Source organism: Paenibacillus sp. W4I10 (genome assembly GCF_030816325.1).
In the GTDB taxonomy this organism is placed as follows: Bacteria; Bacillota; Bacilli; order Paenibacillales; family Paenibacillaceae; genus Paenibacillus; species Paenibacillus amylolyticus_B.
In genome coordinates this window covers 1,563,915-1,585,120 of record NZ_JAUSXX010000001.1, presented here as the reverse complement: position 1 = coordinate 1,585,120, position 21,206 = coordinate 1,563,915, and the positions used below count along the sequence as shown (strand labels likewise).

24 protein-coding genes and 1 pseudogene are annotated in these 21,206 nt (G+C 43.5%); 15 read left to right on the top strand and 10 right to left on the bottom strand.

What is annotated here, in order from left to right:
* The first annotated feature begins 77 nt into the window (after nucleotides 1-77).
* Nucleotides 78-881 carry an undecaprenyl-diphosphate phosphatase gene (locus QF049_RS07210; RefSeq protein WP_307536071.1) on the top strand — a complete coding sequence of 268 codons (804 nt, stop codon included), beginning with the start codon at nucleotides 78-80 and terminating at the stop codon, nucleotides 879-881.
* 275 nt (nucleotides 882-1,156) lie between these two features.
* On the opposite strand, the gene QF049_RS07205 is transcribed toward QF049_RS07210, so the two are convergent.
* From QF049_RS07205 to QF049_RS07180, 6 genes are all read right to left on the bottom strand, one after another.
* Nucleotides 1,157-1,768, bottom strand: a complete 612-nt coding sequence (locus QF049_RS07205; protein ID WP_307536069.1) for a GNAT family N-acetyltransferase — start codon at nucleotides 1,766-1,768, stop codon at nucleotides 1,157-1,159.
* On the bottom strand, nucleotides 1,765-2,307 hold the full coding sequence (locus QF049_RS07200) for a TetR/AcrR family transcriptional regulator (protein ID WP_307536067.1): 543 nt from the start codon (nucleotides 2,305-2,307) through the stop codon (nucleotides 1,765-1,767). The genes QF049_RS07205 and QF049_RS07200 overlap by 4 nt, the downstream gene beginning before the upstream one ends.
* 556 nt (nucleotides 2,308-2,863) lie before the next feature.
* The gene (locus QF049_RS07195) at nucleotides 2,864-3,571 is read right to left on the bottom strand and encodes an ABC transporter permease (protein ID WP_307536066.1); all 708 of its coding nucleotides are present in this window, start codon (nucleotides 3,569-3,571) and stop codon (nucleotides 2,864-2,866) included.
* Entirely contained in the window at nucleotides 3,546-4,493 is a 948-nt protein-coding gene (locus QF049_RS07190) for an ABC transporter ATP-binding protein (protein WP_307536064.1), read from the bottom strand. The genes QF049_RS07195 and QF049_RS07190 overlap by 26 nt, the downstream gene beginning before the upstream one ends.
* Nucleotides 4,494-4,584: 91 nt before the next feature.
* Nucleotides 4,585-5,664 carry an FAD-dependent monooxygenase gene (locus QF049_RS07185; RefSeq protein ID WP_307536063.1) on the bottom strand — a complete coding sequence of 360 codons (1,080 nt, stop codon included), beginning with the start codon at nucleotides 5,662-5,664 and terminating at the stop codon, nucleotides 4,585-4,587.
* Nucleotides 5,585-6,154, bottom strand: a complete 570-nt coding sequence (locus QF049_RS07180; RefSeq protein ID WP_307536061.1) for an FAD-dependent monooxygenase — start codon at nucleotides 6,152-6,154, stop codon at nucleotides 5,585-5,587. The genes QF049_RS07185 and QF049_RS07180 overlap by 80 nt, the downstream gene beginning before the upstream one ends.
* Before the next feature lie 121 nt (nucleotides 6,155-6,275).
* Here QF049_RS07180 and QF049_RS07175 point away from each other — a divergent pair, with 121 nt between their 5' ends.
* Both QF049_RS07175 and QF049_RS07170 read left to right on the top strand, forming a co-directional pair.
* On the top strand, nucleotides 6,276-6,911 hold the full coding sequence (locus tag QF049_RS07175; protein WP_307536059.1) for a TetR/AcrR family transcriptional regulator: 636 nt from the start codon (nucleotides 6,276-6,278) through the stop codon (nucleotides 6,909-6,911).
* A 564-nt stretch (nucleotides 6,912-7,475) separates the two neighbouring features.
* Nucleotides 7,476-7,838, top strand: a complete 363-nt coding sequence (locus QF049_RS07170) for a VOC family protein (protein ID WP_307536057.1) — start codon at nucleotides 7,476-7,478, stop codon at nucleotides 7,836-7,838.
* 56 nt (nucleotides 7,839-7,894) lie between these two features.
* On the opposite strand, the gene QF049_RS07165 is transcribed toward QF049_RS07170, so the two are convergent.
* Together QF049_RS07165 and QF049_RS07160 are read right to left on the bottom strand one after the other, a co-directional pair.
* Nucleotides 7,895-8,329, bottom strand: coding sequence for an Rrf2 family transcriptional regulator (locus QF049_RS07165; RefSeq protein ID WP_128102248.1), 435 nt, complete (start codon nucleotides 8,327-8,329; stop codon nucleotides 7,895-7,897).
* A gap of 549 nt (nucleotides 8,330-8,878) precedes the next feature.
* Nucleotides 8,879-9,261: pseudogene (locus QF049_RS07160) on the bottom strand (amidohydrolase family protein); the annotation flags it as partial.
* Between the two features lie 122 nt (nucleotides 9,262-9,383).
* Here QF049_RS07160 and QF049_RS07155 point away from each other — a divergent pair.
* The 8 genes from QF049_RS07155 (at nucleotide 9,384) to QF049_RS07120 (ending at nucleotide 14,858) form a co-directional block, all read left to right on the top strand.
* Complete coding sequence (locus tag QF049_RS07155) at nucleotides 9,384-10,634, top strand: MFS transporter (RefSeq protein WP_307536053.1); 1,251 nt, start codon at nucleotides 9,384-9,386, stop codon at nucleotides 10,632-10,634.
* A 76-nt stretch (nucleotides 10,635-10,710) separates the two neighbouring features.
* Nucleotides 10,711-10,854, top strand: a complete 144-nt coding sequence (locus tag QF049_RS07150) for a hypothetical protein (protein ID WP_307536051.1) — start codon at nucleotides 10,711-10,713, stop codon at nucleotides 10,852-10,854.
* Between the two features lie 272 nt (nucleotides 10,855-11,126).
* Nucleotides 11,127-11,639 carry a PIN domain-containing protein gene (locus QF049_RS07145; protein ID WP_307543129.1) on the top strand — a complete coding sequence of 171 codons (513 nt, stop codon included), beginning with the start codon at nucleotides 11,127-11,129 and terminating at the stop codon, nucleotides 11,637-11,639.
* Nucleotides 11,640-11,968: 329 nt separating this feature from the next.
* Entirely contained in the window at nucleotides 11,969-13,186 is a 1,218-nt protein-coding gene (locus tag QF049_RS07140; RefSeq protein WP_373428337.1) for a DNA polymerase IV, read from the top strand.
* The gene (locus QF049_RS07135) at nucleotides 13,183-13,530 is read left to right on the top strand and encodes a YolD-like family protein (protein WP_307536047.1); all 348 of its coding nucleotides are present in this window, start codon (nucleotides 13,183-13,185) and stop codon (nucleotides 13,528-13,530) included. The genes QF049_RS07140 and QF049_RS07135 overlap by 4 nt, the downstream gene beginning before the upstream one ends.
* Before the next feature lies 1 nt (nucleotide 13,531).
* A complete protein-coding gene (locus QF049_RS07130; RefSeq protein ID WP_091029878.1) occupies nucleotides 13,532-13,900 on the top strand; it encodes a YhjD family protein in 369 nt (122 codons plus the stop codon).
* A 24-nt stretch (nucleotides 13,901-13,924) separates the two neighbouring features.
* The gene (locus QF049_RS31475; protein WP_483874749.1) at nucleotides 13,925-14,548 is read left to right on the top strand and encodes a hypothetical protein; all 624 of its coding nucleotides are present in this window, start codon (nucleotides 13,925-13,927) and stop codon (nucleotides 14,546-14,548) included.
* A 16-nt stretch (nucleotides 14,549-14,564) separates the two neighbouring features.
* Nucleotides 14,565-14,858, top strand: a complete 294-nt coding sequence (locus QF049_RS07120) for a nuclear transport factor 2 family protein (RefSeq protein ID WP_307536042.1) — start codon at nucleotides 14,565-14,567, stop codon at nucleotides 14,856-14,858.
* A gap of 2 nt (nucleotides 14,859-14,860) precedes the next feature.
* On the opposite strand, the gene QF049_RS07115 is transcribed toward QF049_RS07120, so the two are convergent.
* The gene (locus tag QF049_RS07115) at nucleotides 14,861-16,171 is read right to left on the bottom strand and encodes an amidohydrolase family protein (RefSeq protein WP_307543127.1); all 1,311 of its coding nucleotides are present in this window, start codon (nucleotides 16,169-16,171) and stop codon (nucleotides 14,861-14,863) included.
* A 169-nt stretch (nucleotides 16,172-16,340) separates the two neighbouring features.
* Between QF049_RS07115 and QF049_RS07110 the strand changes: the two genes are divergently transcribed.
* From QF049_RS07110 to QF049_RS07100, 3 genes are all read left to right on the top strand, one after another.
* The gene (locus tag QF049_RS07110) at nucleotides 16,341-16,769 is read left to right on the top strand and encodes a MarR family winged helix-turn-helix transcriptional regulator (protein ID WP_047843226.1); all 429 of its coding nucleotides are present in this window, start codon (nucleotides 16,341-16,343) and stop codon (nucleotides 16,767-16,769) included.
* A gap of 429 nt (nucleotides 16,770-17,198) precedes the next feature.
* Complete coding sequence (locus tag QF049_RS07105; RefSeq protein WP_307536040.1) at nucleotides 17,199-17,645, top strand: GNAT family N-acetyltransferase; 447 nt, start codon at nucleotides 17,199-17,201, stop codon at nucleotides 17,643-17,645.
* 407 nt (nucleotides 17,646-18,052) lie between these two features.
* Entirely contained in the window at nucleotides 18,053-18,844 is a 792-nt protein-coding gene (locus QF049_RS07100; RefSeq protein ID WP_307536037.1) for an SDR family oxidoreductase, read from the top strand.
* A gap of 202 nt (nucleotides 18,845-19,046) precedes the next feature.
* Here QF049_RS07100 and QF049_RS07095 read toward each other — a convergent pair whose 3' ends face one another.
* Complete coding sequence (locus QF049_RS07095) at nucleotides 19,047-19,304, bottom strand: GlsB/YeaQ/YmgE family stress response membrane protein (protein ID WP_074095306.1); 258 nt, start codon at nucleotides 19,302-19,304, stop codon at nucleotides 19,047-19,049.
* A 199-nt stretch (nucleotides 19,305-19,503) separates the two neighbouring features.
* Between QF049_RS07095 and QF049_RS07090 the strand changes: the two genes are divergently transcribed.
* Nucleotides 19,504-21,156, top strand: coding sequence for an extracellular solute-binding protein (locus QF049_RS07090; protein ID WP_307543125.1), 1,653 nt, complete (start codon nucleotides 19,504-19,506; stop codon nucleotides 21,154-21,156).
* Nucleotides 21,157-21,206: the final 50 nt, after the last annotated feature.

Genomic DNA, 21,206 nt, shown 5'->3' with positions numbered 1-21,206 from the left:
GATGGGAATATATAGTCATTTACTCTTATACTTGAACTTGTTAAGCAAGTTTATTTTCGTAAAGGGGATATCTTCTAATGACTGATGTAATAAAAGCAATAATACTTGGCATAATAGAAGGCTTAACTGAATTCTTACCAGTATCATCTACTGGACATCTTATTTTAGCAGGCAATTTACTTAACTTTGAGGGAGACGCGGCAATAACCTTTAAAATTGTTATACAGTTGGGTGCAGTGATGGCAGTTCTAATTCTTTATTGGAAAAGGTATATGGAGATTGGGTCAAACTTAATTAAAATGGATTTTTCAAAAAGTAAAGGATTAAACGTAATACATATGATTTTGGCTATGTTACCAGCATTAATCGTATATCTTCTACTAAAGGACACTATAAAAAGTCAATTATTCGGCCCTACACCTGTCTTAATTGGTTTAGTTGCTGGTGGTTTCTTAATGATCATCGCAGCACAGAGTAAGAGAACTACCAGCGTTGATACAATTGATATGATTAGTTACAAACAAGCTTTTGGGATTGGCTTATTCCAATGTCTAGCTTTGTGGCCAGGTTTTTCGAGATCAGGTTCGACGATTTCAGGTGGCCTTTTGCTCGGTACTAGCCAAAAAGCTGCCGCAGATTTTACGTTCATTATTTCTGTACCTGTTATGTTTGGTGCTACCTTGTTGGACTTATATGATAGCCGCGATTTACTTAGTTTAGACGATTTTTATCTAATGTTAATTGGCTTTATGACATCCTTTCTTGTGGCTATGATTGCGGTAGTAACGTTTATTAGACTGATCAAGCGACTTCGATTGGAGTGGTTTGCTCTATATCGTTTTGGATTAGCAGCCCTTTTCTATTTAATCGTCATACTGTAACTGTAAACTATAATTTCTAAACTCTCTTATTTTATCGGTATTTCACCCATAAATTCATTAAGCTAACGGGAAACAATAGCTCATAATACAAAGAAGCAGCTGATCAATGTGATCGGCTGCTTTTTGTTCAACTAATGGGCAGAATAGTTCAATCGGTTCTCGGGTATTTTATAGTTTGGATAATTTTAAGAACCTAGTAAATATAACTTTTATCTGAAAGATACGCAGATCTTATAAATATTGTCGGCGCAAGTTGTTCAAGCTTGTTGTGGCGCTTAGGCCTTCTCGAAACACAACGAGACCATGTGATTGATACCTGATATACGGGCCTGCCTGGGAGATAGGGACTTGCGTTTGTACTCTGTGAACCCCAGCTTCTCATACAATCGGATGGCCGGGACATTGGTATCGGCAACCTCTTCTATGAGATAGTTACGGTACGGCAAATGAACCAGCATGTGTTTAATAACTGCCGAAGCCGCTCCTTGGCCGCGGAAGGATAAGGCAGTACCGATAAACTCGACCGATCCCGTTTCGGCCGGCGGGTCGACAAACGGTTTTTGGAACTCCCTCTTCAGAATGAGTGCCGCCATCGAACCCTTGAACCAACCCAGATGCCTGCGGAGCGGTGCGCTCTGAAGTTCTAGGGAGAAGCTCTGACAGTCCGTGCATGCGCCGAAGGCCGCCACCCGATCGCCAGCGAGAGCCACATAAAATTGATCTAGCACGAACATATGGGCGAACGCCTTTGCGGTGACATCTCGGTCTTTAGAAAAATACGTGAGCCACTGCGAGAAGCCGTCGGCGAAAATCTCCGCCATCTGGTTTCTTACCTGTACACCCGCGTGGTCTGCGCGGACAACCTCAAATGCGCCCGAGTACTTCATAACGTTTCACCTTCCTTTTCGAATACTAAGGTCAAGAGCGATCTCGACGGCATCGTGAATTTTTCCTCCAGCATCACCTTCATCATCGCCAGCCCCTGAATGGAGGAAAAGAAATATTGTGCCATCTCAAAAGCGTTCCCTTCACGGAGCTGGCCCTGCCGCTGTCCTTGAACGATGAGCGTGGCAGTCGCTTGCAGTAGATCGGTATTAATCTGCTTGAGAGCCGCTTTCCGACCGTCCGTCTCCGTGGAGAAGAAGGATTGTGACATCAGCAATAAGAGGTGCCCCAAGTCATCGCCAGAAGACAGATCGAGATACACCTCGTTCGCGAACCGTGCCAGTTCCTCAGCAGGCTCATCACTGGTCTGAAATCTCGCGATCAGCGTCTCAAGTCCGGCCATGGCGAACTGCACCAGTTCCTCGAATAGCTGATCCTTTGTTTTGTAATGGCGGTACAGCAGACCGGTGCTAATGCCAGCCTGATCGGCAATATGCTGCACATTGGTGGAGCCGTATCCTTGACGAACAAACAGCCGCATCGCCGCGCTATTATGGTTGTTTTCTATGGTAGTAGTTATTATAAAGCTTATCGAAAGTATTCAATGTTACAAGGAATATAAAGTAAGAAGGTAGAAGAGAATATGAAGTATTGTAGGTAAAGGAAACCGTTGAAATAGCCCGAAACAAACCAACTCAAGTTATCTTGATTAATGTCAGCCATAAGGTTTCACAGCTATCAATTTGCCCAGTTCTCATTGTACGTTAACTCCTCTGTACTGCAGAGTTGTTGCATTGATATACTAACGGGGAACGTACAGCGGCATTCTGGGATTTTGTGTCCTAAAATACCGCTATTTCTATATCCTTTTAGCTGACACTGTAGATGAATGGAGGGAGGACCTATCGACCATATGCTTGAGCCTTCCTATGCTACAGAGCTCAGATATATGTTGAAGGATGCGAATGCAAAAGGGTACAGGTAATATTAGCTGGGCAACTGAACAATTAGTTAGCGAGCTGATTAAAAGAAAAGTAGGTAAGACGAAAGCTCCTGCATCAAAAGCTTGATCTTTGCAAAAATGAAGAGGCTGGCAATCACTGCTCCCTGTTTTGTAACCATTTAACCGTTCCAATGAGACCTAGGAATCCGATTAAGAAAACCAGTAAATAACTAGTACCCAACAAGGGAAATAAAGATACTCCGCTTTCCTGCAAATGCAAAGCAGGTACAGACCAAGGCAGATAAGCTCCAATGGCGGTAGGCCCGAACACCAGTGCCAACATTAAAGTTGTAAATGCAAAGCCGATCGGTACCAGATAACCACGCGATATACAGGCCAATAGGGCAAGAGGCGCACTTAATAATAGGTGGAGAGCGCCAATGATAAGTATTAGGAACAAATAATGTTGTACTATCGCAAACGAAAAGCCAGGAAGTCCAATAGCAAAACCAAGTATTAAGGCATAAGCAAAGCTGATCAACATCATTACAAAACACCAGAATATAATTGCGACATATTTGGCAATCGCGATTTTACCACGTGATACAGGCAAAACGAGCAAATCCTTGAGCGTTCGATCGGAATACTCTCGGCCAAATGTCCAACTTGTTACCAATCCAAACCCCAGCAGCCCAAACACAGATGCATACAAAAACGCAGTCCGTTCAAAAAAGGAAGGCCAATTGGGCTGTCCTAAGAACAATGTGATGACAAACAATATAAACAGAAGCGTGCCCCATAAAACATAGGAACGACGCAATTTGTAAACTTCAACACTACAGGCTGTCAACAATGGTCTCAATCCGTTTTTCCTCCTCGGCTCCGATTACATTGAGAAAATAATGCTCCAAATTCTCCTCTTCAATGTTAAGCATGGTGAGTGGTACTTCATGATGAGCAAGCAGTCTCGCAATATGTTCGGGATGCTTAACGGCATGATCATCCGGTAGCGCAAATCCGTTATTCGAAGTCGAATGTACCGCATACCCGGAGTCTGAAAGAATAGCTTGAGCCTTCCGATCATCCTTTGTTCCGATTATCAACCTCTTTCGGCGGATGGTTTCAAAGTCTTTTGTCGTCAGTTCTTCAAGTAATACGCCTTTGTGAATAATGCCGATTCGAGAAGCCATTTTAGACATTTCCTCAAGGATATGGCTCGATATAAACACGGTAACTCCTTGTTGAGAAGCTAGAGCTTTCAGCATCTCCCTTATCTCGACAATTCCGGCTGGATCAAGCGCATTGGTTGGTTCATCGAGAATCAGAACGTCTGGCTTATGAATTAACGCTTTGGCCAATCCAAGTTTCTGCGCGTTACCAAGTGACAAATCTCTTGCCTTACTATCTGCATATTGGGTCAAATTCAATTGCTCCATAATTTCGTTAATTGCCCTCGGAACAGATAATCCTCGCAACCTGGCCATCAAACTCAAGTTTTCCCTAACCGTAAAGGTAGGGTAGGCATAGGGAACTTCCACCATATAACCTACTCGTCTTGACAAATCGGGATTCCCATTCTCCCAGCGCTGACCAAACAAATACACTTCTCCAGAAGAAGGCTTGCTCATTCCGAGAAGAGCTCGGATGGTTGTCGTTTTTCCTGCACCGTTCAACCCCAAGAATCCATAGATTTCTCCTTTCTTAACGGAAATCGAAACGCGATCTACAGTGACTTTATTCCCGTATTGCTTTGTCAAGTTAACGGTTCGAATAATTTCTTCCATAGTAACAGTCCTTCCATAACCTAAATTAAACGAATATAAGAGCCGGCAGCCATATGAGATGTTGAAAAGAATTCCGCCGGCCTTGTCCAAATCAGTTTGCGCGATAAATGGAATTCAAGTAATTCGAAATCGTTGCGGTATCATTAATGGAGGCCCGCAGTGCGATGTAACCGTCGGGACGAATCAATACGAATTCATTACTTGTTACATCGTAAATTCGATAGGCATTCCCTGCTGCGTCTATTATGCCTTCCACTCTTTCCACATGCGATGGAAGGATGCAATGCACATGAAGTTCGTCGTAGGTGAAGTTCTCCAAAGAAAGATGATCTGTGCGGTTTACAAAAGCCAAAAGAGTCCAGTGTGGACCACGCAACAGGTCAAATACACTTTCTGCAAAATCTGTACCTTGCAGACCCCCGGCATTAGGAGCACGATCCCCGGGCAATGAACGGGTAACATTCGTTCGAGCAGACGGGCGGGTAAGAGAACTTGACCGATAGGAAATGAGAAGCCCACTCGTCAGATCGTCGGATATGGTGCTCAAAGATTGGGACAACCCTCCGCCTTCAGTCGCCGTTCCTATGACCTCATCCATCTTCTTCGAGCTGTCCTCAAGCACGGCTTGAGCCACTGGGCGGCGCTCCTCATCGTACGTGTCGAGCAAGGCGGTGTCCGCTCCGCGTATGACAGTTGCCAGCTTCCAGCCGAGATTGTACGCGTCCTGCATCCCCGTATTCATGCCTTGACCGCCGGCCGGCGAATGAACATGAGCAGCATCGCCGGCAAGGAAGACCCGGCCATTGCGGTAGCATTCAACCATACGGACGTTGACCCGGTAGATGGAAAGCCAGGAAGCATCCGTGAGCCGAACAAATCCTGCCCCGGCCCGGCGGTCAAACATGGCTTGATACGCCACTAGCGATGGCTGCTCTGGTTCTTCAATGTCTGCCGGAATTGTAGCCTGCAGCTGCCAAATATCGGATTTCGGTAGCGGTGTCACCCCGACCATCCCCTCCGAAGATGTCCAGATATGGATATGGTCACGATCTAACCCTTCCAATCGTACATCGCCAAGATACCATCGCTCATCATCGTGTGTTTCTCCAACCAGCTGCAACTGAATAAAACTTGCGGATATTGCTTTTGCCCCCGTCAGCGCCGACGACATAACGAGCGCGAATTTGCTCTTCTCCTTGCGGTGTATTCACGGTTACCGTCACACCGTCCAATTCCTGTTCAAGCCCTACAGCTTCCACGCCCAACTCGACTTGACCGCCAAGCGCCGAATAGCGGTCGCGCAATGCTTTTTCCACATCATACTGAGCAATCCAAACCGGATCACGATAGGGTGTCTCCAGTTCGGCGCTGGCTGCAACGGTAATAGCCGGCTTGTCCACACTGCTGCCACCTTCGGTATAGTAACGAACAGGCAAATCCACAACACCTGTGTCCATAATGTAACGAACGGCCTCCAAATCATCAACAACCTCAAGCGAGCGGGGCTGGATTGCTTTGGCGCGAGACGCTACGTTATATAAGGCGCTTCGTTCAATAATACGATGGTCGACGTTTCGACGGGCAAGGTCACAGGCAAGTGTAAGTCCTGTTGGTCCGGCCCCGACAATGAGAACATCAACAAAAGACTGCACGGTTTTCATGGATAAAATCCTCCTTAATCATTGATTGTGATATGTTGTATTGATTATACTACACCGTGCAGTGTAATTTGTAAAGTGGAACTCATTTTTGATAGTATACCTATAGGGGGGAAACATTAGGATGGATAATACGGAAAACAAAAAAATCCGCAAAGGCTCTTCAGACAAACGAGCCAAAATTATTGCGGCAGCACGAGACCTGTTTCTTTCAGATGGGTTTGATCGTTCCAGCGTCGATGCAGTCGCAGCGAAAGCGGGAGTTTCCAAACGGACCGTTTATGATTATTATGGCGATAAACAGAACTTGCTGCTTGCTGTTGTGGAAGAAACCAGTGAGGCGGTTCTGGACATGATCAAGAAAGGGATATCAGCCTACCTCTGGGAATTCGAGGATCTGGAGCAGGCGCTCATCTTATTCTGCGAACAATTCGTAGCTTCTGCGAACGGTTCGTCCGATTACAGCGCTTTGATCCGTCTGGTTACAATGGAAGCGGCCAACCTGCCAGGCTCGTTTTTAGAAAAGCTGGATAACGCAACGGAAGAGGGGATTATCAGGAGGTTTACCGAGTTTGGACAAACCGGACTGCTCGATGTGCCAGATCCTGTAATGGCTACAAAGCACTTCGCTGCCTTAACGTTTTTGTTGGTATTTGATCAACCGATAAAAGCAGGCAATTTGGAGGAGGAACAAACCAAACGCATCATCTCAGAAGGCGTACGCGTCTTTCTTTGCGCTTATGGAAAATGCACTGTTTAAAACGAAAATCAGCCATCAAACTGATTGCGGTTTTGCTAACGATAAAAGATTGGCATATATATATGTCGAGGGGCAAGAACATCGTCCCATTGAAGTCGCTATTTTAGCGGCTTTTTTATTTTATCGGTACAAGTTTTTGTCCCGAGCCAAGGACAAGAACATTGTGTCATTTCGGATTAGGTAATTATCTAAATAGCATCATGATGGATATCATGGACAAGAACATGTTCCTATTATCGATTAGATGTATATCTAAACGTTGAATCTTACTTCAGCACAGTTAGGAAGTAGAGGGGAAAACCATGCCCGTGTTTTTTGCTTGGTTTGAAAAACTCAGCTATCAAACCCTTTATGTAGTAGAAAAGAGATGCCAAGCTAAGGCGTCAGAGAACGATGTCATTGCCAAGAATCGAGTGACCAAACAGATCTCCAGTAGACGAAACAAGTATGCAAAATCATGAGAATACTCATCAAAAAAATTGACAGAATCAAGATGTTTTTGTATAACTAAAACAGTTATAACTATTGTGGTTATAATTAGAAAACAAAAAATAGGAGGCTAACATGAAAATCTTAAATCATTTTATCCCCGTTTTTACCGAGCAACTTGAATCAACCGTTGCTTATTATGAATCTCTTGCTAACCGATCTAAGGATCGGACGTGGGACATTCCTGAAGCTGGCTTATCTTTAGCCACAGTCTATCCTTACGTTATTGTATCTGGAAGTCCCGATGCCATGGAGCCTGCTAAATCACTCCGTGCCGTGGTGTATGTGGATTCCATGAACGAATTGAAGGAAGAATTAAAAAAACAAAATACCCTTATAATAAGGGATCAGTGTGGTCCTATTGGTCCAAGCATTTTTGTGCAGCATCCCGATGGCAGTTTTATTGAATATGTAGAGCCTGCGCAAGCTACTGTTTGATTGGGAAAAATTAAAAAATGTAAAATAAAGCTACTCCATACACCGTAGGAGCAGCTTTATTTTACATTTGCCTCTGTTCGTATTTGCTCCACAATTTGAGCTAGGGTAACAGAAGCCAGTTCATGCTCCATGACCTTCTGCGCATTAGAGAGTTTTGGTAATAGTATCGATTCAATGTTCATACCTACAGAGCAATTGGGGTCAGTATTCTTGTGAAAATTAAAAAGCTGATTTCCTTCCACAGATTCGACCGCTTGAAAGATATCCAGCAGGGTTAATCTTTCGGGCGATACCAGAAGGGAGGCCCCCGCAACTCCTGGTTTTGTTTCAATATACCCTGCTTTTTTGAGCTGGGCCATAATCCTTCTAATTACAACAGGGTTACTATTGATGCTACGTGCAATTCGATCACCTGTACTATATATGGGATCCAACGTAATCATCGAGAGAATATGGACTGCCATCGAAAAGCGACTGCTTATTTGTTTCATCTACTCACCTTCTTTGCTACAAAGTATAGTTCCATTTATAGAACAGGTCAATCGACAGTTTTTCAGCAGGAAAACAAGAGGACCATTTCGGTCACTATTTGCATCATTAATGATGGCCTTGTCCCAGAAAGGACCAGCAAGCATTTAGATGGCCTGATTAGAGATACAAAGTACTTCTTTGAAATTAAAGCTGAAGAAGGACAATTCATTCTTAATGCAACATAATAAGAACATATTAATATTCGAGCCCCACTTTTGATTATTTTTAGAGAAGAGCATTTGGAAATTATAAAAGTAAAGTATTCATTCAACTAACGGGAAACGATAGTTCAGAACTACACAGCGGCAGCTGATCAGAAGATTAACTGCAGCTTTTATGAGGTGAAGGAAAACAAATTTGCTCATTATGGGGGCTCTGGAACGATATCAGCAACCCCATTAAGGTGGGCTAGAATACTCTTTTATAAGAATCACACCGGGGCATCATATTCCACGTCTGTTCGTGATATATTGACGCATGTAGCGCTTCACGGACAGTATCACCACGTGTTACCAATCCAAGGTATGGATAATCTGGAGGCTAATCGAGATATTGGTTGTCGGATCACCGTTTACGAGAATAAGGTCAGCGCGCGCACCTTCGGTAATACGGCCGCGATCGTGAAGACCAAAGCAACGGGCCGGTTTGGAAGTAGCCGACTGAAGAGCTTCAATTGGAGTGAACCCGGCCTTCACCAGCAGCTGTATTTCGTGGTGGCCGCTTACTCCGTGAGCAAGGCCGCCAAGGTTCTGAACGGGAACCGGCGCAACATCCGTCCCTACCAAAATATCAACTCCGGCACGGTGAAGATCCATCACATTCTTAAAGCTGTTCTCCATATTGCCTTGCGGGAACGTATTGAAAAATTCAAAATATCGATCCAATCCCGACTCTGAAATTTCAGTCTTTAGTAGGAGGTGAACGATGATGAAGTCCGTATAATTAGGAATTGAAAGGAGAGTCATATCTTATTCAAAATGGGCATCTTTATAGACAAATTGGAGGTTGAAAAGATTGAATAGGGACGAAAAAAGCAGCAATGCGCCAAGCCTGTTTCGCAATCGGTTCCTGCAGACGATTTTATTATCAAGCGTGCTCCTGCAGGTTGGCATCTGGGTACGTAATTTCGCTATTCTCCTGTACGTTGCGGATAGAACAAACAATGATCCTTACGCCATTTCGCTAATCAGCGTAGCAGAATTCGCGCCAATTTTTGTTTTTTCGTTCATCGGAGGTACATTTGCCGACCGCTGGCGGCCGAAGCGAACGATGATCTGGTGCGATTTATTATCCGCGGTATCGGTATTCGTAGTACTTCTGACCATACATTACGGTTCTTGGCACTCCGTCTACCTTGTCGCATTCATCTCGGCTATTCTTTCGCAGTTCTCCCAACCTTCAAGCATGCGATTGTTTAAGTATCATGTGCCGGAAGAACAGCTGCAGCAAGGGATGGCTCTATTCCAATCGCTGATGGCCATCTTCATGGTGCTTGGTCCTATGCTCGGAACCTTCGTTTACAGCACTTTTGGCCTTGAAATATCGATCGCTGTCATGGGCGTGGTTTTTCTGCTCTCCGCACTCGTTCTTATTCGTCTGCCAGAGGATAATATGCAAGCTCAAACCGTCGCTGTAAAAGGGCAGTTCCGTAAAGAATTCATTGAAGGCTTCCGCTATGTTTGGCAAAGCCAAGTACTGCGGATGCTCGGACTTGCGTTTATTCTCGCGGGACTCGCTGTTGGTGTAGCCCAAGCGCTCAACCTGTTTATCGTAACGGAGCGGCTGGGCAGGAGCGAGGAGTTCCTGCAATATCTGCTGATGGTAAATGGTGCAGCTATGCTGATTGGTGGCGGAATCGTAGCCGTCTTCGCCAAGCGGGTTCCGCCGCAGATTCTTCTAGCGATAGGTATGATCGCAGGCGCAGTCTGCACAGCCATTGTAGGGTATTCGACAAGCGTTCCGCTCACCCTGACCGTTCAATTTCTGAATGGACTTGTTTTCCCTTGCATTCATATTGGGATCAGCACAATGATTCTAAAATGGTCAGAGGCTTCGATTGTCGGCCGGGTGAATGGGGTTCTGAATCCGATGTTCGTTGGCATGATGGTCGTTTCCATGTCTTTCGCTGGCGCGTTAAAGGATGCCTTTTCACTGGGGACGATCTATGGCGGTGCAGGATTATTATTTCTTCTTGGCGCACTGGTCATGGTTCCGATCATGAACCAAAAAGCGCCAGATAACGCACATATTGCACAAGAGACATAATTTCGTGATACTTATAAAATTTTAATGAAGAAGAGCCGACCATGAAGAAGTGATCGGTTCTTCTTCATTCCCTGATGTGGTTAAGACCAACAATATCACCAATTTTACACTCAGTATGCTGCCAATGATCCTGGGTTTTATCACATATATCGCAGTCATGACCATGAATATTCAACTGAATCTGTCCTCGATGATGCTTAGTCGCAAGTACGATCGATGAAAAATTTTTGGGCAGGACAGCTTCTGTTATTGATCGTATGTATCGTTGCTCCTCGACACCCTTTTGGAGTAGGGGTATCCTGCTCTTTCAACGATTACAGAACTTCGACTGTATTATGTTGTTCCCGGGAACATTGGTTTCACAAAGATCTTCATTGGTGTAGAGACTGCTTGAAAGGGAGGGGACATTCTTCAATGAATGTGTGTTTCATGAAAGTAAGTTGATTAATTCATGCCCTAACTGTAGATGAACAATACCTTTCTCGTTAAACAATAAACAATTGGATCATACATAATGACTCGAACGCAGGCTCCAGTTTTGAAAACATTAATCCATCTGCCGAGTGGTTTAAGAAGGTCGAATCTACGAAGGATACATACATTTCCGATTCATATGGTTTACGCCTAGAGCTAATTTTAAGGTTATTTGAGGAATTTCAATCTTTTGCAATCGCAGATAAGGTGAAAATTGAAGCAGCTGAAATGGCTTTAAACAAAGAGTCACCTTTCTTCGGATCAATTGATGCTCCAGAAAAAAAAGAAAAGAAAGCTGATCCTTCCGTAAAAAATAGTATGGGAGATGCAATTATTTTCTTGAGTTATTTAGAGTTTCTCAAGGGTAAACAATGTCACTCTGCGTTTTTTATAAGTGCAAACTCAACAGATTTTTGTGATGCTGGCACTAATACACTTCATTCCAATCTAAAAGAACTCATTAGTAATGAAAACATCGATTTAAATTTCGATATGGTGGGATCAATGCCCTCATTGTTTTTCAACTTATGAGACTGATGAAGATTTTAATATTGACTAGTAACAGGAATACGACCGCCGTTCATGAGGCGGTTTTTTTGTACCACCAAAATTACGATTGACCAATTAAAATAAAATACTTACATTTACATTTTTTCTGAATGAAAACTCTGGTTCAGGTGGGAGTTCAAATGATGGAGAAGCTGGTGTGACTGAGTATGATTTGAATCCATCACTTCGTCGTATGCCTAATATAAATATTTACCTCTTGCATAAAGAACGTGTGTTCGGTTTATAATATACAAACATACGTTCTTAAATGTACAGGAGTGATTTCAGTGTTGGCTAAGCAACGAACCATTATGCTCATCGATATGCAGAGCTTTTATGCTTCAGTCGAAAAGGCAAAAATGCCTCAATACAAAAATAGACCATTAGCTGTTGCGGGAGACCCTGCAAGACGCTCTGGAATTATCCTTGCCGCTTGTCCACTAGCCAAAGCGAAGGGTGTGTCTACCGCGGAACCACTCTGGCAGTCTCTTCAGAAGTGCCCTGAACTGATCATTGTGAGACCACACATGCAAGAATATATCGAAGTATCCACTCAAATCATGTCCATTATTGAAGAGTTCACCGATCTGGTCGAACCGTACAGTATAGACGAATTATTCGCTGATTTTACAGGGTCTATGCATCTATTCGGTAATGATCCAATCGATTTGGCCAAGCAAATTCAAGACAAAATCTATAATGAAACAGGTGTTTACGCGAGAGCTGGCATTGGTGAAAACAAAGTCATCAGTAAATTGTGCTGCGATATGATTGCTAAAAAAGCAGAGGGGGGTATTTTCTACTTAAAGAAAGAGGAGTTACACCTCCATATTGGAGATAAGCCCATCCGCGATATGTGGGGAATAGGCTCAAGAATGGAAAAACATCTGTGGAAGATGGGCATCCGAACCATTAGAGACCTGGCGAATACGCCTCTTTCCAAATTAAGAAGTAAGTGGGGTGTTAATGGAGAAGTCATCTGGCGAGTCGCAAATGGACTCGACAATTCGCCGGTAACCGTCAACACGCACAGTACACAAAAAGATATCGGAAACGGAATGACCCTGCCTAGAGATTTCACAGAGGCTTGGGAGATCGAAGTGGTTATTCTCGATATCTGCACAGAAGTATGCAGAAGAGCCCGCCAAAAGGGATTGATGGGTAGTGTCGTATCCGTAAGTGTGTCTGGAGCGGATTTTGACCACCCCACTGGTTTTCACAGGCAGGTTAAACTGTCTGATCCTACAAATATAACCGTTGATGTATGCAAGATAGCCAAACGCATATTCCATCAACACTGGGATGGGCAACCTGTGCGCCGTGTAGGCGTATCCCTGTCTCAATTATCCAACGCGGATACATATCAACTATCTTTTTTTGATGATCAAGAGCAGAAACGAGCCATTGATCAGGTGATGGACAACATCAAGGATCGATTTGGCGACATTGCCATTCTTCGAGCGAGCTCCATTACGGCTGCGGGCCAAGCGATCGATAGAGCATCTAAAATTGGGGGGCATTACAAATGAGTAAAAAACTGGAGGCCAATGGATTATGGGAATCGAGCCGCATGATGCTTCCACAACATAAAGAACGAATTATACAGCATCGTACTCAAATTCATGTTCAAACGAAACCACTGATCCATGAAGATGAGTGGGAGATTATTACTCAGAATATAGATATGTCGCTCAATTATACATTGCAAGCCACCTTTGAAATATTTACTGAGTCAGGCAATCGGTATATACACGGGATTGTCACTTCAGTCAGTACCTTTGGAAAGAAAATCAAAATTGAAATGGAGAATGGATTTGAATGGGTCGATTTTGATCAATTGGTCGCTGTAAAACTTGAAGAAGGAGGCGTATAAAGTGCGACAGACTTTCGAGGAACTTTCACTCGTGAAGAGGGTGGTAGAGCTCCCTTATCTTTTAGGTGCTCTGGAGGTAGATAAGCATAAAATATACGCTTCAAACTTCAAAATGAAATCTGTGTATGTTGACTACTTGGACGGTACCCAAAAGAAAATTGCTTTAGAAATGTACAAATCGAAACAAAGGCTAAAGGAACATCATATTAAAATCATAGATGAAGTGAGATCTGAACTGAGTTTAACGGTAGATTATTCGGTGAGAGGTTACATTCATAAAATGACATTATTATGGAGCAAAGTGAAAGTGGATGTAACCTTAATGCTTACCGAACATATGAACGTTGATATTACTGATTTGCTCAAATGAACATAGAAAATAAGAGTATAACTCATGGATGCGGCAACAAATACGAGCAGATCTTTTGGCAAACCGGGAATCACGAAAAAGATAAATAAAAAGGCAGAAAACTTTTCCGATGAAACGTTGACTTCAAATTGCAAAGTGTACTTGCGAACAAGGCGCGATGTATATGCCATGAACACAAAAGAGGAAAATATCACCAAAAATTTGAACGAATCCTTGGGTAGAATTGAAGAAATCTTTACGAATACTCCCGACTTAATCATCCGAAAGTTAAGCATAAAACAGACCGGAGAACTAGCCGCTATAATCTATATGGAAGAATTGACAGATAAAGCGTCGCTTAATCAAAATGTTCTTGCTCCACTTCAACTAGAAACCGGAAATTCTTCCGGAGATTTCATTAGAGACAGGTTCTCAAAATATAGCCATGATCCGTCGTTATATCGCGGACAAAGAGTTAAAGGTGAAGCGGTATATTGTTGGACAGCGGGGACAAACGCCAGTATCTTTGCTTTATTTGGAAATGGGTTTTATGCAGGGCATATCAGTATCCCTTATACAAGGAAGCACAGGCCGACTGGGGGAAAGAACTATCCCGAGCACATTTTGATGTGGAAGTTGATCTTCGAATCGGCGCCACTGGAGCAGTAGAGTAATCGAGTATAATATGCTACAAAACTGGATTGCTCCAGATGCTGTTTTTTATGTACCTATGCAAAATGAACCAATGAATGGTCCAAGTGGTTATCTCTTTATAATTCATATGATGAGATCTAGTTTTTACGATATACAATGGACTGTTAAGGAGCTGGTAGCAGAAGGGGATCTAATAGCAACTCATTTTCGCTGGGCATCGTTCCAAAAAATTAGTAGATGGATAAATAGATTAAAGTCGAAGAGGGACTGCATTTTGCACTCCCTCTTCTTAGTGATTTTACAATTAGGAAATATAAACTACTAGTTTTAGCCTAGTTTTTGCGAACCATTGAACCACACAGATTTGATTGACAAGGTATCTGAAATATTAGTGATCGGATCACCGTTAATGAGAATAAGATCAGCACGTGCACCTTCGGTAATCCGGCCACGATCATGTAGACCAAAGCAACGGGCCGGTTTGGAAGTAGCCGACTGAAGAGCTTCGATCGGAGTGAACCCAGCCTTCACCAGCAGCTGCATTTCGTGGTGAACACTGGCCCCATGAGCAAGGCCACCAAGGTTCGGAACGGGAACCGGTGCGACATCCGTCCCTACAAGAATATCAACTCCGGCATGGTGAAGATCCATCACATTATTAAAGCTGTTCTCCATATTGCCTTGTGGGAACGTATTGAAGCTTGAGTTCAAGATATCGATCCAATCTGGACTTAATTTGGAATGAACTCGTGGATCATTAGCCAATTCTGATGCCGGATTACCTATAATCGATGAATTCAACACCAAGCACGGTGTAACAAAAGCTCCAGAATCAGCTATGGATTTGACCAATTCGGACGTGTACTCGGGTCTGTCGATAAACAAGTGCCCCAAACCGTCGACTCCATAATCGATAGCTGCCTTCGATGAAAGAGCCGTCAAAACGTGGGCAATAACCAACTTATCGAATTTGTGGGCTTCAGTAACGGCTGTTTTTAGAATCTCATCACTTAGAACAGGCAGGCCAGGTGCACCCATGACCGTTCCCTCTTCAATCATGATCTTAATATAGTCAGATCCATTCTCCACTTGGGTATGCACATGTTTGATCGCTTCTTCAACCGTCGTCACTTGAGGTATTTCGTCGTGATCGTGAGTGTAGGCGGCCAACATTGCTTCCCGGTCTTCCTCCGATAACTTCTCTAGTTCCTTTAATACGAATTCAGGTATTTCATCTCCATCAGGCAGTAATTCATCTGGGTGCCCACCAGGAGCGGTAATCGCTGTACCAGCAGATCGGACGTCTGAGATGTCATCCACATTTTTAAGCTGAATTTCGCGCCCTCTTTTAGTAAAATCGCCGTTCATTTCAAGTTCTGTTGTAACACCGAATTTTAAGGCATCTCGTAATCCGCCAATTGAGGTATGAACATGTGCATCAATGAGACCAGGTATTAATGTCGCATTTTCTCCATCGATAATTGTTGCATCGCTCGGGATGTCTCCGCCCACTGAGATAATGGACACCCCTTTAATGACAATATGTCTGGGAGCAATAATTTGATATCCATCAAAGATCCGTACATTTGTAATCGCCGTAATTTCTTCTAACCCAGCATTTTGATTTAATTTCTCCATCATAAAAAATCCTCCTAATGTGTTTGTGATTCAACACTTCGGAGTATAACTATTAGATACCTAACAGTCAATAGTCTAATGTTTATTTGACAAGCCTATTGGGATCACTGTATATTTTAGCTACTTACAATTAGATTCCTAACAATTACGGAGGGGACGATGGACGGTCATGCATTCCCGAGAAGATACGCCTTATATGGAATTGTTTCAAATTATCGGTCTTAAGTTAAAGAAAAGAGCGGATGAGAGTATAAAAGAGTTAGGATTAAGTTCTCAACAAGGAAAAGTAATTGATTATATTTATGAGAATCAAGATAATCATATTATTCAAAAGGATCTTGCAGATCGGTTCCATCTGCGTGGGGCAAGCGTTACAAGCATGCTTCAAGGTCTAGAGCAAAAAGGTTTCATCGAACGTAAAATCCCGGCCAATAATGAACGGCAAAAAAATATTTATGTATTACCAAAAGCGGTTGACTTGATTGAGGACTTCAATAACTCATTTCAAAAAGTAGAGGATGAAATCGTTCAAGCCCTAAATGACGAGGAGAAGCAAATCTTAAAGAAATTATTGATCAGAATTAATGAACGCATATAACAGAAGGGCAGGCAGAGGTAACTGGTGGCCATAGAACACTGATTTAATATTGTCTTTAGAAAAAATTGTATAAGGACAAGAACATTAGTTCAGTGAAAGTCACTATTTATGGTCATAACCCTGTCAAGTAGACAAAAAGACGAAATTTACGCTACGACCGTTTCTCGGTATTCCACCGGGGGATGGTCGTTTGGATTATGAGACATACAAAAACTGAAATATTTAAAAATCAAAGTGAGGGGAGCATAATTAATGTTTGATGACATTGATTTCTCACCAGGAATTATTGCTTACACCTCGAATAATTTACATAACTTGGTCCAAGAGTGCTCTAAATATGTAAGGGAAATAATAGGATGAAGATAGTTGACACATAATAGAGTAAATACTTCATCGTTTGAAAATCTTTCTATTTAAGGCGGTATATTAATGAAAAAACTTGAAATTAAAGTATCTAACTATAATCCCAAATATGCTGAACGTACAGTGAAAATGTGGAGAGATAGTAAGGAACGGGCAATTGGTCAGGCTGAAAACCATAGCTTCGAAAACCATCTATATTTTTTAAATCATATACTATCTAAACAGTATCAAATAGATTTAGCCTTAATTGATGAAAAAGTAGTTGGAATGATTGCCTATAGTGAAACTGAGATAAGCCAACTTTATATTCATATTGATTATCAAGGGAATGGAATAGGGCGAACCTTGCTTAATAAAGCAAAAGCACAAGCAAATGGAAAATTAACTTTATATACATTTGAAGTTAATAAAAATGCCCAAAGATTTTATGAGAATAATGGTTTTGAAATCACTGGTAGAGGACAAGAAAATGAAGAGAATTTACCTGATATACGATATGAATTGAAGTTGTAAAAATCGAATATAAAGTTACATTCAAAAAAGTGAACAGTCTGCAGGTTAGCTGGATGCTTGACCACCCAACCATATTCACTGGAACTGTACTCCCATGTATTTATTATCTTGACAGTAATTGAGTCTGACTCGTAATATTTGAAGTGGAGATGTAGGAAAGGGGACTCGCTGGACAATGTGGACTTCCTTGTAATGATTATCTAAACTGGATCGCTCGACTTGGTGTTTTGGTTATTACCACACGCCTCGTTTGTGATGCCGATCTGCAATCATTCAAGGGACGCGAGGAACCGTTTGATCAAACCCGGGCGCGGATACTTGATGTATCCGTTTTTGTTATACCTAGGATAATTCCATCTCCAATGAAAAATGGATTTCTCCCTCCCTTATTAAACGGAGGAAATAAAATGACCAAACTACATGGAAAAACCGCTATCGTGACAGGCACAAGCCGCCCTGGAGGGATCGGAACTGCCGTCTGCCGCACGTTGGCACACGAAGGCGCTAATGTGTTCTATACCCATCTGTACGATTACGATAAGACAGAGAATCCGGAAGATGCTGACAAGAACTGGCCGGATCTCTTCGCTGAAGAACTTCGCTCCTATGGCATTAAGGCAGCGCATATGGAGGTCGATCTTACCGATCCCACTTCTCCAGCGCGAGTGCTTGATGCGTGCCGGTCGGCTGTCGGGCTGCCGACCATTCTCGTCAACAACGCTACGTACAGCGTATCAGCTGATTTCCATCAATTGAATGCATCACTGATTGATGCGCACTGCGCCATGAACATTCGAGGTACGTTCATGCTATCGGCCGAATTTGCGCGTATGCTGGAGGTTGAACTGGCCGGCCGTCAGGCCCTTAACGGCGGCCGGATCATCAACCTTACGTCCGGTCAGGGTAAGGGGCCGATGCCTGGCAATCTCGCTTATGCCGCAACGAAAGGCGCCGTCTCCACCTTTACCGAATGTCTATCTGCTGAACTAGCTCCTTTTCACATTACTGTGAATGCGGTTGATCCCGGTCCTACCGATACGGGTTGGATGTCAGAAGAAGTGAAAAAAGCCTTGCTACCGGGATTTCCGATGGGCAGGATCGGTCTTCCTGAAGATGTATCCCGTCTGATTGCTTTTCTGGCAAGCGATGATTCCCAATGGATCACCGGACAAATCATCCATTCTAGAGGTGGGTTTTAATTAGGAAGACAGTTCATTAACGCACGGGAAACAATAGTTCCATAAAACCAAAGGAGGCCGCCGATCAACAGGATCGGCGGCTTTATTCAATTATCGTAACTCGAGTGGATACTATGCTTTCTGAAGAAGATTATGCAAAGGTGGCGAAAGAAGCTTTACGTCAATACCCAATCAATTGGGTAAAACTTGTCGTCTCCGCCTGTTAACGTCTTCGGAACGCTCCACCGCGCGCCAGAGCATAGAAAATCAAGAGAGCAATGATTGACCCGACGATCGCGGGTATGATATGAAATCCACCCACCACTGGCCCCCTCGGTCCCAACAGTTCATACCCTAACCATGATCCAACAAAGCCAGCAATGATATTTCCGAGTACGCCTCCCGGCACGTCCCGTCCAATCAGATTTCCACTTAACCAGCCAATTAGCCCACCGACAATAAGTATCCAGATTAAATACATGAATTAGTCTCCCTTCCATTGATTTATTACAAGTTATGTTTCGTTAGAGAGAATGTTGCGGATGATCCGAGAATCGACCATGAAAGCATTTCCATTTTAATCCAATGATAGTAAAATCGGTTGTACAACTACTCGTATGAATGCTGATGCAGACGGGGATTGGAGATGGCGAGTATAGAAAGGAGGCGCTTAGGTGTTCATGTTTCGAAGTTCTTTTATTTTAGCCTTGTTGATGATGTGTCTGATGTCAGGCTTGGCTGCTTGTTCTGACTCAGAGCAATCGGAAGATAAGGGTGCTTCGACAAAGGCTGACTTCACGGAGCAGACACAAAGCCTTAATCTGAATGTGGAAGAACCGTCATGGAAGCTGGATACGACCCCCGTGAATCTAACGTGGTTCGTTGGGGCCGAATGGTACGGGCACACTTGGGGTGAAAGCCTGACTTCCAAATATGTCACCAAAAAAACAGGGGTCAATATCGAATTTGAAGTATCAACCGGTGAACCAAGCGAGATGTTATCACGGATGTTGACGACCGGTAGTCTGCCGGATTTGATAACCATCGGTTCCTGGGAGAGTGCGGTTAACAAACTTCGGGAGAGTAATCTCATCTATGCCCTGGATGAGCTAGCCAACCAGTATGATCCTTACTTTTACAAGGTAGCAGGTGAGGGTGTTCTACAATGGTATCGGCAGGAAGACGGTCATACCTATGTCATTCCCAATGATGCGTACAGTCCGGAACAGATGCGTTCAACCGGCTTGACGGGAGCAAACCAAACCTTTCTCGTACGTAAAGATCTGTATGAGTCGATGGGCAAACCGGACCTTAGCACACCGAAAGGTTTTCTAGATGCACTGGACTTGCTGAAGAATCAATATTCGGTTTATAAAGGTCAGCTCATCAGTCCATTTTGGGCACAGGGGAATGCATCCTATGGGATGACCGAGTATTTGCAAAATCTGCTTGCAATCCCCCATGAGCAGAACGGTAAAGTATATGACCGAATGACAGATCCCGATTATATCGAGTGGCTGAAAACATTTCGTACCGCTTACGAGCAGGGCCTGATTAATGTTGATTTTCTGGTCGACTCCAGTGCACAGGTGCAGGATAAAACCAACCATGCCCAATATTTTATGATGATTCGGGAATGGACAGACATATCGGACCTCAATGCGAAATTGGAAGCCCTTACGAATCAGAGTTCATACTATATTGCTGTAGATGGACCCCGGAGCAGCAGGGGAGAATCCGCCAAACTGTTCCCCGGCAGCATGGATGGCTGGATGGTTACGATGATTAGCAGGTCCACGAAAAACCCTGAACGAGCCATCCGATTTTTGACCTATCTGTCCAGCGAAGAAGGCCAAAGGGATTTATTTTTGGGCAAAGAAGGTGAAACCTGGACGATGGAGAACGGCAAACCCCGGTTGACTTCGGCAATGGTCCAGTTGCATGACACGGATCGGGAGCGGCTGGAAAAGGAATATGGCATTATGGATACCTACTGGATGCTGCGAAACCCTGCTTTCGTTAACCCGTGGAGACCAGAGCATACTCCGTCCATTAAGCAAATGGAGGCGTTCGCTAACCAACACGCCGATCTGGACAGCGGCATCTATAAGGGACTCGATCCTGTAGGGGATTCCGATATAGCGTTAGCCTGGTCACGTATTTCTCAGAATTGGGAAGAGGTGCTGCCAGAACTGATTACAGCGAAGGATGAAGCTGCCTTTGACAAAATTTTCGAAAATTTTCTGATACGTCGTGTGAACTACGGCTTTAACCAGGTGATGGAATATCGCCAGGCTGAACTGGAACTGCGGAAAGCCAAGATAGCCAGATAACCATTCCCTAATACATCGTTATATACGAGATAACTAGTAATATATGGTAT

Coding starts and splice junctions, on each gene's coding strand:
- QF049_RS07210 (WP_307536071.1), top strand. CDS start 78: ATGACTGATGTAATAAAAGCAATAATACTTGGCATAATAGAAGGCTTA.
- QF049_RS07205 (WP_307536069.1), bottom strand. CDS start 1,768: ATGAAGTACTCGGGCGCATTTGAGGTTGTCCGCGCAGACCACGCGGGT.
- QF049_RS07200 (WP_307536067.1), bottom strand. CDS start 2,307: ATGCGGCTGTTTGTTCGTCAAGGATACGGCTCCACCAATGTGCAGCAT.
- QF049_RS07190 (WP_307536064.1), bottom strand. CDS start 4,493: ATGGAAGAAATTATTCGAACCGTTAACTTGACAAAGCAATACGGGAAT.
- QF049_RS07185 (WP_307536063.1), bottom strand. CDS start 5,664: ATGTCGTCGGCGCTGACGGGGGCAAAAGCAATATCCGCAAGTTTTATT.
- QF049_RS07180 (WP_307536061.1), bottom strand. CDS start 6,154: ATGAAAACCGTGCAGTCTTTTGTTGATGTTCTCATTGTCGGGGCCGGA.
- QF049_RS07175 (WP_307536059.1), top strand. CDS start 6,276: ATGGATAATACGGAAAACAAAAAAATCCGCAAAGGCTCTTCAGACAAA.
- QF049_RS07170 (WP_307536057.1), top strand. CDS start 7,476: ATGAAAATCTTAAATCATTTTATCCCCGTTTTTACCGAGCAACTTGAA.
- QF049_RS07165 (WP_128102248.1), bottom strand. CDS start 8,329: ATGAAACAAATAAGCAGTCGCTTTTCGATGGCAGTCCATATTCTCTCG.
- QF049_RS07140 (WP_373428337.1), top strand. CDS start 11,969: ATGCTCATCGATATGCAGAGCTTTTATGCTTCAGTCGAAAAGGCAAAA.
- QF049_RS07135 (WP_307536047.1), top strand. CDS start 13,183: ATGAGTAAAAAACTGGAGGCCAATGGATTATGGGAATCGAGCCGCATG.
- QF049_RS31475 (WP_483874749.1), top strand. CDS start 13,925: ATGGATGCGGCAACAAATACGAGCAGATCTTTTGGCAAACCGGGAATC.
- QF049_RS07120 (WP_307536042.1), top strand. CDS start 14,565: ATGCTACAAAACTGGATTGCTCCAGATGCTGTTTTTTATGTACCTATG.
- QF049_RS07115 (WP_307543127.1), bottom strand. CDS start 16,171: ATGGAGAAATTAAATCAAAATGCTGGGTTAGAAGAAATTACGGCGATT.
- QF049_RS07110 (WP_047843226.1), top strand. CDS start 16,341: ATGCATTCCCGAGAAGATACGCCTTATATGGAATTGTTTCAAATTATC.
- QF049_RS07105 (WP_307536040.1), top strand. CDS start 17,199: ATGAAAAAACTTGAAATTAAAGTATCTAACTATAATCCCAAATATGCT.
- QF049_RS07100 (WP_307536037.1), top strand. CDS start 18,053: ATGACCAAACTACATGGAAAAACCGCTATCGTGACAGGCACAAGCCGC.
- QF049_RS07095 (WP_074095306.1), bottom strand. CDS start 19,304: ATGTATTTAATCTGGATACTTATTGTCGGTGGGCTAATTGGCTGGTTA.
- QF049_RS07090 (WP_307543125.1), top strand. CDS start 19,504: ATGTTTCGAAGTTCTTTTATTTTAGCCTTGTTGATGATGTGTCTGATG.